Here is a 13,870-nt window from a genome sequence, read left to right as displayed (position 1 = left end):
CGGGCGGCTGGCCGCTGCGTGACACGATGTGCTCGTGGCCTCCTCCTCCGCCGCCTCGGCCGGTGCGCTGCTGCGGCACGTCCGCACCGGCCGCGCGCGCAGCCGGGCGGAGCTGGTCGCGCTGACCGGCGCCTCGCGGAACACGGTGAGCGCCCGGGTCGACCAGCTGATCGCGGCCAATCTCCTCGCCGAGGGTGGCCGCGGCTGGAGCACCGGCGGGCGCCCGCCGACGATCCTGCAGTTCAACAGCCGCGCGGGCTGCGTGCTCGCCGTGGACCTGGGCGTCACGAGCGTCGACGTCGCGGTCACCGACCTCTCCGCGCAGATCCTCGCCACGATCGGCCACCCGATCGACATCGCCGACGGCCCCGGCCCGGTGCTGACCGAGGTCGACCGGCTGGCCCAGCTGGTCCTCGCCGAGGCCGACCTGGAGCCGGCCGACGTGTGCGCCATCGGCATCGGCGTGCCCGGCCCGGTGGAGCACTCCAGCGGGCGCCCCTCGCACCCGCCGATCATGCCCGGCTGGCACGACTTCCCGATCCCCAGCGCCTTCGGCCGCTACGAGTGCCCGGTCTACGTCGACAACGACGTGAACGTCATGGCGCTGGGGGAGATGGGCGCCGCCGGGTCGGTGCAGGACGTGCTGGTCGTCAAGGTCGGCACCGGCATCGGCTGCGGCGTCATCGTCGACGGGCGGGTCTACCGCGGGGCGCAGGGCAGCGCCGGGGACATCGGGCACATCCACGTGACCACGCCCGACGGGCGGCTGGTGACCTGCCGCTGCGGCCAGGAGAACTGCCTGGAGGCGCTCGCCGGCGGTGGTGCGCTGCTCCGCGACGCCGTCGCGGCGGGACTCCCGGTCAGCACCACCCGCGAGGTCGTGGAGCGCGCCGCCCAGGGTGACGGTGCGGCGATCGAGCTGGTCCGCGAGGCCGGGCGGACGATCGGCACGGTGCTCGCGGCGCTGGTCAACTTCTTCAACCCGCACCGCATCGTGGTGACCGGTGGCGTGGCCCAGGCCGGCGTCCCGCTGCTGGCCGGGATCCGCGAGTCGGTCTACCGGCGGTCGATGCCGCTGGCCGCCCGCGCGCTGGAGATCACCGTCAGCGCGGCTCCGGAGCTCTCCGGCCGGGTCGGCGCCGCCCTCATGGCCATCGAGGGCTTCCTCGACGAGGACTCGGTCGAGCAGGCCCTCGCCCGCTGAGCCGACCGCCCGGCGGGAACGCGCAGCATCCCCGTCCAGGTCTCGTTTTCGACAACCACCGTTCGGTGCCCTTGACCACCCTTGGCACTGCCCTTATGTTCTCGCCTCAGCCGACTAATGGTCAGTGTTGAGCAGAAGTCTGGGTGGTGTCGCAGTGGCTGTCCCTCCTCCCCGCGCCGGGGTGCCTCCTCTGCTGGAGGTGCACGGAGTCGTCAAGTCGTTCCCGGGCGTCCGGGCGCTGGACGGGGTCGACCTCGACGTCCGGGCGGGGGAGGTGCACTGCCTGCTCGGCCAGAACGGCGCCGGCAAGTCGACGCTGATCAAGGTGCTGGCCGGGGCGCACCAGCCCGACGCCGGCCGGATCAGCTGGCGGGGGGAGCCCGTCCGGCTCGCCGACCCGCAGGCGGCGATGTCGCTCGGGATCGCGACCATCTACCAGGAGCTGGACCTGGTCGCCGGCCTCACCGTCGCCGACAACGTCTTCCTCGGCCGCGAGCACGCACGGCTGGGGCTCACCCGGCCGTCCTCGGCGAACCGAGCCGCCGCCCGGCTGCTGGAGCGCCTCGGCCACGCCGACATCCGGCCCACCGCGGAGGTCGGTTCCCTGTCTGCGGCCGCCCAGCAGATGGTCAGCATCGCCCGGGCCCTCTCCCAGGACGCGAAGCTGATCATCATGGACGAGCCGTCGGCCGTCCTGGACAGCGAGGAGGTCGAGCGGCTGTTCGCGGTGATCCGCGACCTCACCGCCCACGACGTCGCCGTCGTCTACATCTCCCACCGCCTCGAGGAGATCCGCGAGGTCGGTGACCGGATCACCGTCCTCAAGGACGGCCGCACCGTCGCCACCGGCCTGCCCGCCCGCGAGACCCCGACGCGCGAGGTCATCACGCTGATGACCGGCCGCGACATCGAGTACGTCTTCCCCGAGCGGCGCGAGCACCCCGACCCCGACGCCGCCCCGCTGCTCGAGGTCGAGGGGCTGGGGCTGCGCGGCTCCTTCGCCGGCGTCTCGTTCACCGTCCGCCCGGGGGAGGTCGTGGGCCTGGCCGGCCTGGTCGGCTCCGGGCGCTCGGAGATCCTCGAGGCCGTCTACGGCGCCCGCCGCCCGACCGCCGGCACCGTCCGGGTCGGCGGCCGGCGGCTGCGCCCGGGGGACGTCGCCGCCGCGGTCGCCGCCGGCGTCGGCCTGGCCCCCGAGGAGCGCAAGAGCCAGGGCCTGCTGCTCGGGGAGTCGATCTCCCGGAACATCAGCCTGTCCAGCCTGCACCGGTTCGCCCGCGCCGGGTTCCTGTCCCGGTCCGCCGAGGCCGAGGCCGCCCGGCAGCAGGTGACGGCGCTGGAGGTCCGGCCGGCCGACGTCGACCGGGAGGTCCGGACGCTGTCCGGCGGCAACCAGCAGAAGGTCGTGCTGGCCCGGTGGCTGCTGCGCGACTGCAGGGTGCTGCTGCTCGACGAGCCCACCCGCGGCGTGGACGTCGGCGCCCGGTCGGAGATCTACGCGCTCATCCGCGGGCTGGCCGACCGCGGCGTGGCCGTCGTCGTGGTCTCCAGCGAGATCCCCGAGGTGCTCGGCCTGGCCGACCGGGTCCTGGTGATCGGCGACGGCCGCGTGCTGGCGGAGGAACCGGCCGGCGCGCTCGACGAGCACCGCGTGCTCGACCTGGTCATGGAGGAGGCGGCCGCCCATGGCGCCGCACACGCACAGCGCGAAGGGGACGTGGCATGAGGGACGTGGCATGAGCAGCACGACCGTGACGACGGGGACCGACGCCCCGCGGCAGCCGTCCGGCGCGGCAGCGCGCCGCAGCGGCCCCGGCTTCCTCGCCGGGCCCGTGGGCCGCAACCTCGGCCTCGTGGTCGCCCTGGTGGTGCTCTGCGTCGTCGGCACCGCCACCGCCCCCGACCGGTTCCTCGACGTCGACAACGTGCTGACGATCCTGCGGGGCGCCGCCGTGATCGGCGTGGTCAGCATCGGCATGACCTTCGTGATCATCGGTGGTGGCATCGACCTGTCCGTCGGCGCGATCGTGGCGCTGTCCTCGGTGTGGGCGACGACGCTGGCCACCCAGGCCATGGCGGCGGACTTCCACTGGATCGTCATGGTGGTCACTGCGCTCCTGGTGGGAGCCGGGTGCGGGCTGGTCAACGGCATCGTCATCGCCTACGGCAAGCTGGTCGCCTTCATCGCGACGCTGGCGATGCTGGCGGCCGCCCGCGGCCTGGCCGAGATCATCGCCAACCGGCGCACCCAGATCGTGCAGGACCGCGACTTCCTGGCCTTCTTCTCCGGCGACGTCCTCGGCGTCCCCACGCTCGTGGTGATCTTCGCGCTGGTCGCGGTCGCCGGGTGGGTGCTGCTCAACCGGACGACGTTCGGCCGGCGCACCTTCGCCGTCGGTGGCAACGCCGAGGCCGCCCGGCTGGCCGGCATCCGGGTGCAGCGGCACACCATGTGGCTCTACGTGCTCTCCGGCGTCACCTGCGGCATCGCCGCCGTCATGCTCATGGCCCGGACGACGACCGGCAGCTCCACCCACGGCACGCTCTACGAGCTGGACGCGATCGCCGCGGTGGTCATCGGCGGCACGCTGCTCATCGGCGGCCGCGGCACGATCGTCGGCACCGTCCTCGGCGTGCTGATCTTCACCACGCTCGGCAACGTCTTCACGCTGAACAACCTGTCCAGCTCCGCCCAGGCCGTCGCCCGCGGCGTGATCATCGTCGTCGCCGTCCTGCTGCAGATGCGCCTGGCCACCGGCTCGTTCAGCCTGCGCCGGCTCGGCCGCGGATCCGACGGCGGCAGCCCGCCCGCCCCGGCCGGCGCGGCCGGCACGGTCTCCGGCGGCGCGACCCCCGGCGGCCCCGGCGGCCCCGCGCCCGGCGCGACGACCGACCGCCCTTGACGCGGCCCGGGGCAGCTGTCCCGGACCGGCACCACCGCACCACCCCGACCACCTGGCCGACGACAGCCAGGGAGGCGATACCCGAGGAGAGAACATGTCTGCAGCGAGGCAGCGCCCGTTCCGTCGCCCGGCGACAGAGCCGGGAGCATCGCAGCGAGGAACGAGCGAGGAGCGGACCGGCTCGCGGAGCCGGGTCCGAGGGCGTCGTGTGACGTCGACCGCGCTCGCCGTCCTCGGCGCCGGCGTCCTGGTCGCCGGCTGCACGAGCAACACCCCCGAGAGCGCCGGCGGCGGCGGTGGCGGGGGCGGCGGCCAGGCCGCCAGCCCCAACGACGAGGCCGGCGAGACGGTGCGCATCGGGTTCTCCGCGCCGGCCGCCGACCACGGCTGGATGGCCGGCATCAGCCAGGCCGCCCAGGCCGAGGCCGACGGCTACGAGGACGTCGAGCTCTCGATCGCCGAGGGCACCAACGACGTCAGCACCCAGATCAGCCAGGTCGAGACGTTCATCAACGAGGGCGTCGACGCGATCGTGCTGCTGCCCTTCGACGGCGCCGCGCTGACCCCGGTCGCGCTGCGGGCCATGGAGGCCGGCATCCCGGTCATCAACGTCGACCGCGAGTTCAACAGCCCGTTCGCCGCCCAGGCCACCATCCTCGGTGACAACTACGGCATGGGCGTCTCGGCCGGCCAGTACATCTGCGAGCAGGTGGGCGACAAGCCCGACGCCGTCGTCGCGGAGATCGCCGGCATCGACTCGCTGCCGCTGACGCAGGACCGCAGCCAGGGCTTCGCCGACGCGCTGTCCGAATGCGGCCTCAACGTGGACAACCGCGTGGCGGCGGACTTCACCGTCGAGGGCGGGGAGCGGACCGCGGCCAACCTGTTGCAGGCCGCGCCGCAGATCGACGCCATCTGGAACCACGACGACGACCAGGGCGTCGGCGTCCTGGCCGCCATCAACAACGCCGGCCGGGACGAGTTCGTCATGGTCGGCGGCGCCGGGTCGGCCAACGCGATGCGCGAGATCCAGGGCGGCCAGTCGGTGCTCGACGCGACGGTCATCTACCCGCACACCCAGGCCGCGGACGGCATCGCGCTCGCCCGGCTCATCGTGCAGGGCAAGAGCCTGTCCGACCTCTCCTCGCAGGGGGTGCCGCAGCGGATCGTGCTCGACGCCCCCGTCGTGACCGCCGACAACGTCGACCAGTACATCGACGCCGCGTTCGAGTCCTGACCCGCTGACACGCCGGTCGCCGGGGGACGGCGCGCCGTCCCCCGGCGACTCCCGTGAGGAGACCGCATGACCCCGACCCTCGGCGTCGGCCTGATCGGCTACGCCTTCATGGGCGCCGCGCACTCCCAGGCCTGGCGCACCGCCCCTCACTTCTTCGACCTGCCGCTGCGTCCCGAGCTCACCGTGCTGGCCGGCCGGGACGCCGTCCGCGTCGCCGACGCCGCCGGGCGGCTGGGCTGGACGTCGACCGAGACCGACTGGCGCCGCGTGCTCGAGCGCGACGACGTCGACCTCGTGGACGTCTGCACCCCCGGCGACACCCACGCCGAGATCGCGATCGCCGCGCTCGAGGCGGGCAAGCACGTGCTCTGCGAGAAGCCGCTGGCCAACACGGTGGCCGAGGCCGAGGCGATGGCCGAGACCGCCGCCCGCGCCGCCGAGCGCGGCGTCCGGTCGATGGTCGGCTTCACCTACCGCCGCGTCCCGGCCATCGGCCTGGCCCGGCAGCTGGTCGCCGAGGGCCGGCTCGGCGAGATCCGGCACGTGCGAGCCCAGTACCTGCAGGACTGGATCGCCGACCCCGCCGCACCCATGTCGTGGCGGCTGCAGAAGGAGCGGGCCGGCTCCGGCGCGCTCGGCGACATCGGCGCGCACATCGTCGACCTCACCCAGCACATCACCGGTCAGCGGATGACCGGGGTCAGCGCGCTGCTGGAGACCTTCGTCGAGGAGCGGCCGCTGCCGGCGTCCGAGGGGTCGCTCTCCGGCGTGGCCGGGCAGGGGACCGGCACGGTCACGGTGGACGACGCCGCGGTCTTCCTCGGCCGCTTCGACGGTGGGGCGCTGGCCAGCTTCGAGGCGACCCGCTTCGCGCTCGGCCGCAAGAACGCCATCCGGATCGAGGTCAACGGCTCCCGCGGCAGCCTGGCCTTCGACTTCGAGGACATGAACGTCCTGCAGTTCTTCGACGGCGACGAGCCGGCCGCTACCGCGGGCTTCCGGCGCGTCCTCGTCACCGAGCCCGACCACCCCTACGTCGGCGCCTGGTGGCCGGCCGGGCACGGCCTGGGCTACGAGCACGGCTTCACCCACCAGGTCGTCGACCTGGTCACCGCCATCGCCAAGGGCGAGGACCCCACGCCGTCCTTCGCCGACGGGCTGCAGGTGCAGCGGGTGCTCGACGCCGTCGAGCGCAGCGCCGCCGCCCGGTCCGTGTGGACCGAGATCTGAGAAAGGACCTCGTCCTCCCCACCCCCCGCAGGCTCGGGGCGGTGCCCGGGACGAGGCCATCACTGCTCATCGGACGAAAGGACACCCTGCGATGCCCCGCCCTGTCACCCTGTTCACCGGCCAGTGGGCCGACCTGCCGTTCGAGGAGGTGGCCAGGCTCGCCTCCGAGTGGGGCTACGACGGCCTGGAGATCGCCTGCTGGGGCGACCACCTCGACGTCGAGCGCGCCGCGAACGACGACTCCTACGTGCAGGAGCGCCTCGCGCTGCTGGACAAGTACGGCCTGGAGGTGTGGGCCATCTCCAACCACCTGCACGGCCAGGCCGTCTGCGACGACCCGATCGACGAGCGGCACAAGGGCATGGTCAACGCCCGGGTGTGGGGCGACGGCGAGCCCGAGGGCGTGCGGCAGCGGGCGGCCGAGGAGATGAAGCTGACCGCACGGGCGGCGCGCAGGCTCGGCGTGGACGTCGTCGTCGGGTTCACCGGGTCGAAGATCTGGAAGACCGTGGCCATGTTCCCGCCGGTGCCCGACTCGATGGTCGAGGACGGCTACCGCGACTTCGCCGACCGGTGGAACCCGATCCTCGACGTCTTCGACGAGGTGGGGGTCCGCTTCGCGCACGAGGTGCACCCGTCGGAGATCGCCTACGACTACTGGACGACGGTGCGCACGCTGGAGGCGATCGGGCACCGGGCGGCGTTCGGGCTGAACTGGGACCCGAGCCACTTCGTCTGGCAGGACCTCGACCCGGTGTCGTTCATCTGGGACTTCAAGGACCGGATCTACCACGTCGACTGCAAGGACGCGAAGAAGCAGGTGGGCAACGGCCGCAACGGCCGGATGGGGTCGCACCTGCCCTGGGCCGACCCGCGGCGCGGCTGGGACTTCGTCTCCACCGGCCACGGCGACGTCCCGTGGGAGGCCTGCTTCCGGATGCTGAACACGATCGGCTACGACGGGCCGATCTCGGTCGAGTGGGAGGACGCCGGCATGGACCGCCTCGTCGGCGCACCCGAGGCGCTGGCGTTCGTGCGCCGGCTGGCCTTCGACCCGCCCGCGGCCGCCTTCGACGCAGCCTTCGCCAGCGGCAACTGAAGGAAGGACCCCCTGCCCCCGCCACTCGCAGGCTCGCGCCAGGCCCCGTCGCGAGGCTCGCCGCGAGCGTGCGAGTGGTGAGGAGGACGGGGTCCTTCTCCCTGCAGGGGGCCGTTCCAGCACGTCACCGGGCTCGCGGCGGGACCCTCCAGGGGGCCGCTCCGCTCCCCGCCGCTCGTGCTCCCGCGGCGGGGAGCAGGGGTCCTTCCTCAGGCGACGGTGACCGTGACCTCCATGCCGGCGGCCCGGTGGGCACCGACGGAGCAGTAGAAGACGTAGTCGCCGGGCGCCAGCTCGACCTCGAGCGTGGCCGACTCGCCCGGCTGGAGCACCTCGGTGCCGGCGACGTCGCTGCCGCCCTGCTCGACGACGAAGTCGTGCGGCATGCGGCCGTCGTTGGTCACCTCGAAGGTGTACGTGCCGGCTGAAAACGAGTCCTCCGAGAGCTCGATGAACATCTCGCCCTCGGTGACCGCGACCGTCTGGCTCTCGGCCTCCGCCGGGGCGCTCGACGCGGGCGCGGACGACGCGGAGGTGCTCGCCTCCGCGCTGCTCGAGGCCGCGCTGCTCGACGGTGCGCTGCTCGACGGCGCGGCGTCCGCGGCGCCCTCGTCCCCCGAGCAGCCGCTGAGCAGGCCGATGCCGAGGGCCAGGACCAGCGGCGCGGCGTGGCGGGCGGAGCGGGTGGGACCGGTCGCGTGGGGCACGCGGGACCTCCTGGGAGCCGACGGGATCCCGCCCCGGCGGCGGCTCCCCGTGCCCGCAGATGCTGCAGGGGTCAAGCACCTCGGGGAACCCCCCGACCCCGGGATCACGACGACGCGGGCACTCCCGTCACGCTCCGGCACCAGGCGACCACGGTGGCGCGCAGATCCGGGTCGACCGGACGGCGCAGCTCCTCCCGGTAGTGGCGCAACGAGGGCACGCGCGGCTGCCGGCGCAACGTGTGCGTCAGGTCGGGGACCCGCCGGACCTCGACCGGTCCGGGCACGGTCGCGGCGAGGACGGCGAGGTCGTCGGCCGGCACCTGGAGGTCCTTGTCACCCGTGACGGCCAGGACCGGGACGGTCAGCCGGGCGAGGTCGGCCCGCGGGTCGTGGCGGAGGAACTCGCGGTGCCACCGGGCGTTGGTGCGGGCGCCGCCGATCCGTGCGACGTCCGCCGTGGTCGCGAGGATCTTCCGGTGGTTGGCCGCGACCTTCGCCTCCAGGTCGGTGCGCAGCAGCCGGAACAGGCCGCGCACCGGCGCCGGGAGCATGGGCGCGATCTGCCGCGCCTGCCAGCGGAGCAGTTCCGCGCCCGGGGTCGCGCTCATCGCCAGCAGGACGACGCCGGCCACCGGGACACCCCGACCGGCCAGCGCGGCGGCCAGGACGGCGCCCTCGCTGTGCCCGGCCAGCACGATCCGGTCCGGGTCCACCTCCGGCCGGGCGGCCAGGGTGTCGCGCGCCCGGGCCAGGTCGTCGACGTTGTCGTACAGGCCGGCGGCCCGCCAGTCGCCGGGGCTGCCGCCGACACCGCGCTTGTCGTAGCGCAGCGAGGCGAGCCCGCCCTCGGCCAGGGCCTGCGCCAGCGCCCGGGTGACGTCGAAGCGCAGGCGGCGGTGGTTCGAGTCGCGGTCGAGCGGACCGGACCCGGCGGCCAGCAGCACCGCGGGCACCGGCGTCGGGGCGTCGGGGAGGGTGAGGGTCCCGGCGAGCGAGGGGTGGCCGGACACCTGCACCGGCAGTTCGCGCACCTCAGCGCGCCGGGGAGAGGGCACGGGCGACCGCGGCCGGGTCGTCCACCCCGAGCAGCAGGGTGTCGAAGCGCTGCCCGGTCAGGTGCACGCGCACCGCCGGCTGGCCGCGCCGCACCGACACCAGGGCCTTCTCCCCGCGCCGGCGCCAGGTGCCGATCAGGCGCAGGCCCGGGAGCCCGAGGCCGGGCGCGCGCAGCCCGCGGGCGGCGGCCGGCCCGTCGGGGACGACCTCGACCGACTGCACGGCGGCCAGCGGGACCTTGAGGTCGCGGAGCAGGCCGAGGACGCGCTCAGCCCGGGTGAGGGAGACGTGCAGGGTCTGCGGTGTCGTGGTCACGGTCGCCATGGCATCATCGTTATCGATACTGAGAACGATGTCAACTATGAGAACGGTGGCGTCATGGCGACGGCGGACCTGCTCCTCCACCCGGTGCGGCTGCGGATCGTGCAGGCCTTCCTCGGCGACCGTGCGCTCACCACGGCCGACCTGCGCGGCGAGCTGCCCGACGTGCCCCTGGCGACGCTGTACCGGCACGTCGGGGTGCTGGCCGAGGCGGGCGTGCTGGCCGTCGTGGGGGAGCGGAAGGTCCGCGGTGCGGCCGAGCGCAGCTACCGGCTGGTGACCGAGGCGGCGTCGGTCGGCGCCGCGGACGCCGCGGCGATGTCGGTCGACGAGCACCGGCGGGCCTTCGCCACCTTCGTCGCCGCGCTGCTCGCGGACTTCGACCGGTACGCCGACGCCGCGGCCGGCCCGGGGCTCGACCCCGCGGCCGACGGGGTCGGCTACCGCCAGGTGGCGCTGTGGCTCGACGACGAGGAGTTCACCGGACTGGTGACCGAGCTGCGCGCGGTGCTGACCGCACGGCTGGCGCTCCAGCCCGGCGGCGCCCGCCGGCGCCGGATCGTCAGCCAGGTGTTCCTGCCGGGGTGACCGCACGGGGCCGGGGAGTTCCCGGCCCCGTGCCGCGTCAGGCGGCGCGGTCGGCGGCCCTGGTGACCCGCTTGTTGGCCTTGGCCAGGGTCTTCGCGGCCTTGCGCACGCGGCGCGGCTCCCGGTCGATCGTCCCGCGGGTGAGCAGGCCGATGCCGATGCCGAGCAGCCACACGTCCTTGGCCACCGACAGCCCCTCCTGGGTCGGCGCCAGGCTGCCCGGCTTCCGCATCCCAGGGGTGTTGAGGTACAGCCCGAGCAGCCCGCCGGAGAAGGCGGTCAGCGCCGCGCCGGCCACCGCGGTGGGCACGAACGGCGTCAGCAGCACCGTCCCGACGGCGATCTCGCCGTAGGCCAGCGCCTTGACGAACGTCGCCGGGTCGACGTCCTTGAGGAACGGGTAGGTGCCGGTGGCGAAGCCGTGCAGCCCGGCCGCGGTGCCCTCGTCGGCGCCGCGCTTGCCCAGGCCACTGTTGAGGATGAACGCGCCGGCCGAGATGCGGGGTGCGATCTCGGACAGGGTGATGGGCAGTGCCATGGTGCTCCTCGCTGGTCGCAGACGGTCAGGGCCCGGCCTGGCCCTGGCGAGGACTGCTGTGCCCACCACCTCGGGGGTCAATCCTGGCGGCCGGTCAGCGGCCCCCGCGGCGGGACCGCCCGCTGTACGACGCCGCCGAGTGCGTTCCGGCGCGGGCGGCGAGCTCGGCCCGGGTGCGCGCCGGACCCGATGCGCGGCCCGAGCCGCGGGAGGACGACGTCGTCCCGCCGCCGGACGCGGCGCCCGGCTGGCCTCCGGAGCGACCGGACCCGCCCGCCGGACGGCGGCGTCGGCCACCGCCCTGGCCCTGCGGCTGGGGCTCCGGGGCGGGCGCCGGCTCCACGTGGGGGGCGGCCGGACCGGTCAGCGCGCTGATCTCCACGGCGCCGGGGCGGACGGCGCTCACAGTCGGGGTGATGCCGGCCTGCCGGGCGAGGGTGCGCACCTCGCCGGCCTGGTCGGGGGTGGAGACGGTGACCACGGTGCCGCCGGCGCCGGCCCGGGCGGTGCGGCCCGAACGGTGCAGGTAGGCCTTGTGCTCGGCCGGCGGGTCGACGTGCACGACGAGCGCGACGTCGTCGACGTGGATGCCGCGCGCGGCGATGTCGGTCGCGCAGAGCACCCGGATCTCGCCGCTGCTGAACGCCTCGAGGTTGCGCTCGCGCGCGTTCTGGCTGAGGTTGCCGTGCAGGTCGACGGCCGGGACGCCGGCCGCGGTGAGCTGCTTGGCGAGCTTCTTGGCCTGGTGCTTGGTGCGGGTGAACAGCACGCTGCGGCCCAGCCCCGAGGCCAGCTCCCGGACGACGGCCGGCTTGTCGGCGGCCTCCACCCGGAGCACGTGGTGGGTCATCGTGGCCACCGGCGCCACCGCGGGGTCGACCGAGTGCGTCGTGGGAGCGTGCAGGTAGCGCTTGACCAGCACGTCGACGCCGTTGTCCAGGGTCGCGGAGAACAGCAGCCGCTGACCGGTCGCCGGGGTGCGGTCCATCAGCCGCTTGACGCCGGGCAGGAAGCCGAGGTCGGCCATGTGGTCGGCCTCGTCCAGGACGGTGATCTCGACGGCCGAGAGGTCGCAGTGGCCCTGGCCGATGAGGTCCTCGAGCCGGCCGGGGCAGGCGATGAGCACATCGATGCCGCCCGCGAGGGCTTGCACCTGCGGGTTCTGGCCGACACCGCCGAAGATCGTCGTCGTCTTCATGCCGAGCGCCCGGGCCAGCGGGTCGACGACGGCCGCGACCTGGTTGGCCAGCTCGCGGGTCGGCACCAGCACCAGCGCGCGCGGCCGCCTCGGCTGCCGGCGGCTGTCGGAGGTGGCCAGCCGGGCGACCAGCGGCAGGCCGAAGGCCAGCGTCTTGCCCGAGCCGGTGCGCCCGCGGCCGAGCACGTCGCGCCCGGTGAGGGTGTCCGGCAGCGTGGCCACCTGGATCGGGAACGGGGCGGTGATGCCGCTGGCCGCGAGCACCTCGACCAGCGGGGCGGGCACGCCGAGGTCGGCGAAGGTGGTGTCGGTGGGCAGCGTCGCCGGGGTGGTGGGGCGGGCGGACGGCATGGCGTCGCCGCCGACGGGGGCGACCGGCTGCTGCTCGGTGCGCTGGCCGGTCGCGGGGCGGCTGCTCCCGCCGCGGCCGCCGCGGCGGCGGCGGGTGCCCGCGGGGGCAGGGGTGGACTGGTCGTGCGGGGTCATGGGGTGTTCCTCGGTGCTCGGTTCGCCGTCGGGCGACCCGGCACGAGCGCACTCGCGGCCCTGCACGGGGCAGGGCCGGGTACCGCGTCGTCGGCGGGACGTCGGACAGCCGGGCGCGCCGGGGTGGCGCTGCCGCAGCCCGACGTCCGGTCCTGCGCCCCGGATGGGCAGCAGGGCAACGCCGGTACTGCTACTCAACCAGACGCGGCGCCGGCCTGTGCCGTCAGACGGGGGAGGCGCCGGTCACACCGCGGCCGCGGTAGCTGCGCCGGTAGGTGCCCGGCGCCACCCCGATGGTGGCCCGCAGGTGCTGGCGCAGGGACGCCGGCGTGCCGAAGCCGGCCTCGTCGGCGACCCGGTCGATCGGCGCGTCGGTGGACTCCAGCAGCTGCCGGGCGAGCGCCAGCCGCTGCCCGGCCAGCCAGCGCAGCGGCGACAGGCCGGTCTCGTCGCGGAAGCGGCGGGTGAAGGTCCGCACGCTCATCCGCGCGTGCGCGGCGAGGTCGGCCAGCGTCAGCGGCTCGGCCAGCCGCTCGACGGCCCAGGCGCGGGTCGCCGCCGTCCCGACGTCCCCGACCTCGGGCAGCGGCCGCTCGACGAACTGGGCCTGGCCGCCCTCCCGCCACGGGGCGACGACGTTGCGCCGCGCCACCCGGTTGGCCACCTCGCCGCCGTGGTCGCGGCGGATGAGGTGCAGCAGCAGGTCGATGCCGGCGGCGTTGCCGGCGGAGGTCAGCACGTCGCCGTCGTCGACGAAGAGCACGCCGGGGTCGACCCGGACGGCCGGGAACAGCCGCTGCAACGTCTCGGCGTGCATCCAGTGCGTGGTGGCCGGGCGCCCCTCGAGCAGGCCGGCGGCGGCGAGCACGAAGGCGCCGGTGCAGATGGACACCAGCCGCGCGTGCCCGGCGGCGGTGCGCAGCGCGTCGGCGAGCCCGTCGGGGAGCGTGCCGTCGGTCATCGCCGGCCCGCCGTGCACCCCCGGGACGACGACCGTCCCGGCGGAGGTCAGCAGCGAGGCGTCGTGCTCGGGCGTGATCGAGTACCCGGCCGAGGTGCGGACCGGCCCGCCGTCGAGCGTGGCGACCCGCACCCGGTAGAGCCGGTGCCCGTCGGCGTCGACCGCGGACTCCAGCAGCCGGTGGGGGAGACCGAGCTCGAAGGCGATGGAGCCGGGCAGCGCCAGGACGGCGACGTCGTGGGGGCGCGTCCCGGCCGGACTCGGGCCTGATGTCCCGGCCGGACTCGGGCCTGATGTCCCGGCCGGACTCGGGCCTGATGTCCCGGCCGGACTCGGGCCTGA

13 protein-coding genes are annotated in these 13,870 nt (G+C 74.9%); 7 read left to right on the top strand and 6 right to left on the bottom strand.

What is annotated here, in order from left to right:
• Nucleotides 1-34 precede the first annotated feature (34 nt).
• The 6 genes from BUB17_RS14690 (at nucleotide 35) to BUB17_RS14665 (ending at nucleotide 7,673) form a co-directional block, all read left to right on the top strand.
• On the top strand, nucleotides 35-1,204 hold the full coding sequence (locus BUB17_RS14690; RefSeq protein ID WP_244277227.1) for an ROK family protein: 1,170 nt from the start codon (nucleotides 35-37) through the stop codon (nucleotides 1,202-1,204).
• A gap of 181 nt (nucleotides 1,205-1,385) precedes the next feature.
• The gene (locus tag BUB17_RS14685; protein WP_083606344.1) at nucleotides 1,386-2,930 is read left to right on the top strand and encodes a sugar ABC transporter ATP-binding protein; all 1,545 of its coding nucleotides are present in this window, start codon (nucleotides 1,386-1,388) and stop codon (nucleotides 2,928-2,930) included.
• A gap of 10 nt (nucleotides 2,931-2,940) precedes the next feature.
• The gene (locus tag BUB17_RS14680) at nucleotides 2,941-4,107 is read left to right on the top strand and encodes an ABC transporter permease (protein WP_072919197.1); all 1,167 of its coding nucleotides are present in this window, start codon (nucleotides 2,941-2,943) and stop codon (nucleotides 4,105-4,107) included.
• A gap of 208 nt (nucleotides 4,108-4,315) precedes the next feature.
• Nucleotides 4,316-5,344 carry a substrate-binding domain-containing protein gene (locus BUB17_RS14675; RefSeq protein ID WP_072919196.1) on the top strand — a complete coding sequence of 343 codons (1,029 nt, stop codon included), beginning with the start codon at nucleotides 4,316-4,318 and terminating at the stop codon, nucleotides 5,342-5,344.
• Nucleotides 5,345-5,410: 66 nt separating this feature from the next.
• Entirely contained in the window at nucleotides 5,411-6,574 is a 1,164-nt protein-coding gene (locus BUB17_RS14670; protein ID WP_072919194.1) for a Gfo/Idh/MocA family protein, read from the top strand.
• A 91-nt stretch (nucleotides 6,575-6,665) separates the two neighbouring features.
• On the top strand, nucleotides 6,666-7,673 hold the full coding sequence (locus tag BUB17_RS14665) for a sugar phosphate isomerase/epimerase family protein (protein WP_072919193.1): 1,008 nt from the start codon (nucleotides 6,666-6,668) through the stop codon (nucleotides 7,671-7,673).
• Between the two features lie 209 nt (nucleotides 7,674-7,882).
• Here BUB17_RS14665 and BUB17_RS14660 read toward each other — a convergent pair whose 3' ends face one another.
• The 3 genes from BUB17_RS14660 to BUB17_RS14650 all read right to left on the bottom strand — a co-directional run bounded on the left by BUB17_RS14660 (nucleotide 7,883) and on the right by BUB17_RS14650 (nucleotide 9,751).
• The gene (locus BUB17_RS14660) at nucleotides 7,883-8,380 is read right to left on the bottom strand and encodes a cupredoxin domain-containing protein (protein WP_072919191.1); all 498 of its coding nucleotides are present in this window, start codon (nucleotides 8,378-8,380) and stop codon (nucleotides 7,883-7,885) included.
• Nucleotides 8,381-8,484: 104 nt separating this feature from the next.
• Nucleotides 8,485-9,411: an alpha/beta hydrolase family protein gene (locus tag BUB17_RS14655; RefSeq protein WP_072919190.1), complete on the bottom strand. Its 927-nt coding sequence runs from the start codon at nucleotides 9,409-9,411 to the stop codon at nucleotides 8,485-8,487.
• Between the two features lies 1 nt (nucleotide 9,412).
• On the bottom strand, nucleotides 9,413-9,751 hold the full coding sequence (locus BUB17_RS14650; protein ID WP_208983408.1) for a hypothetical protein: 339 nt from the start codon (nucleotides 9,749-9,751) through the stop codon (nucleotides 9,413-9,415).
• Nucleotides 9,752-9,814: 63 nt separating this feature from the next.
• On the opposite strand from BUB17_RS14650, the gene BUB17_RS14645 reads away from it, so the two are divergent.
• On the top strand, nucleotides 9,815-10,345 hold the full coding sequence (locus tag BUB17_RS14645; RefSeq protein WP_072919186.1) for a helix-turn-helix domain-containing protein: 531 nt from the start codon (nucleotides 9,815-9,817) through the stop codon (nucleotides 10,343-10,345).
• Between the two features lie 37 nt (nucleotides 10,346-10,382).
• Here the strand turns inward: BUB17_RS14645 and BUB17_RS14640 are convergent, their stop codons facing one another.
• From BUB17_RS14640 to BUB17_RS14630, 3 genes are all read right to left on the bottom strand, one after another.
• Nucleotides 10,383-10,883 carry a hypothetical protein gene (locus tag BUB17_RS14640; RefSeq protein ID WP_072919184.1) on the bottom strand — a complete coding sequence of 167 codons (501 nt, stop codon included), beginning with the start codon at nucleotides 10,881-10,883 and terminating at the stop codon, nucleotides 10,383-10,385.
• A 94-nt stretch (nucleotides 10,884-10,977) separates the two neighbouring features.
• Nucleotides 10,978-12,567, bottom strand: a complete 1,590-nt coding sequence (locus BUB17_RS14635; RefSeq protein WP_244277226.1) for a DEAD/DEAH box helicase — start codon at nucleotides 12,565-12,567, stop codon at nucleotides 10,978-10,980.
• Between the two features lie 223 nt (nucleotides 12,568-12,790).
• On the bottom strand, nucleotides 12,791-13,870 hold a 1,080-nt coding region (locus BUB17_RS14630; RefSeq protein ID WP_432416392.1), incomplete at its 5' end, for a helix-turn-helix domain-containing protein.

Source organism: Geodermatophilus obscurus, assembly GCF_900143215.1.
Taxonomy (GTDB): domain Bacteria; phylum Actinomycetota; class Actinomycetes; order Mycobacteriales; family Geodermatophilaceae; genus Geodermatophilus; species Geodermatophilus obscurus_A.
The sequence above is the reverse complement of the archived record's forward strand: the minus strand, read 5'-3'. Positions and strand labels throughout refer to the sequence as shown.

Bases quoted from the DNA above. Each gene is read 5' to 3' on its own strand.
- BUB17_RS14645 (WP_072919186.1), top strand. From the start codon at position 9,815: ATGGCGACGGCGGACCTGCTCCTCCACCCGGTGCGGCTGCGGATCGTG.
- BUB17_RS14640 (WP_072919184.1), bottom strand. From the start codon at position 10,883: ATGGCACTGCCCATCACCCTGTCCGAGATCGCACCCCGCATCTCGGCC.
- BUB17_RS14665 (WP_072919193.1), top strand. From the start codon at position 6,666: ATGCCCCGCCCTGTCACCCTGTTCACCGGCCAGTGGGCCGACCTGCCG.
- BUB17_RS14635 (WP_244277226.1), bottom strand. From the start codon at position 12,567: ATGACCCCGCACGACCAGTCCACCCCTGCCCCCGCGGGCACCCGCCGC.
- BUB17_RS14670 (WP_072919194.1), top strand. From the start codon at position 5,411: ATGACCCCGACCCTCGGCGTCGGCCTGATCGGCTACGCCTTCATGGGC.
- BUB17_RS14680 (WP_072919197.1), top strand. From the start codon at position 2,941: ATGAGCAGCACGACCGTGACGACGGGGACCGACGCCCCGCGGCAGCCG.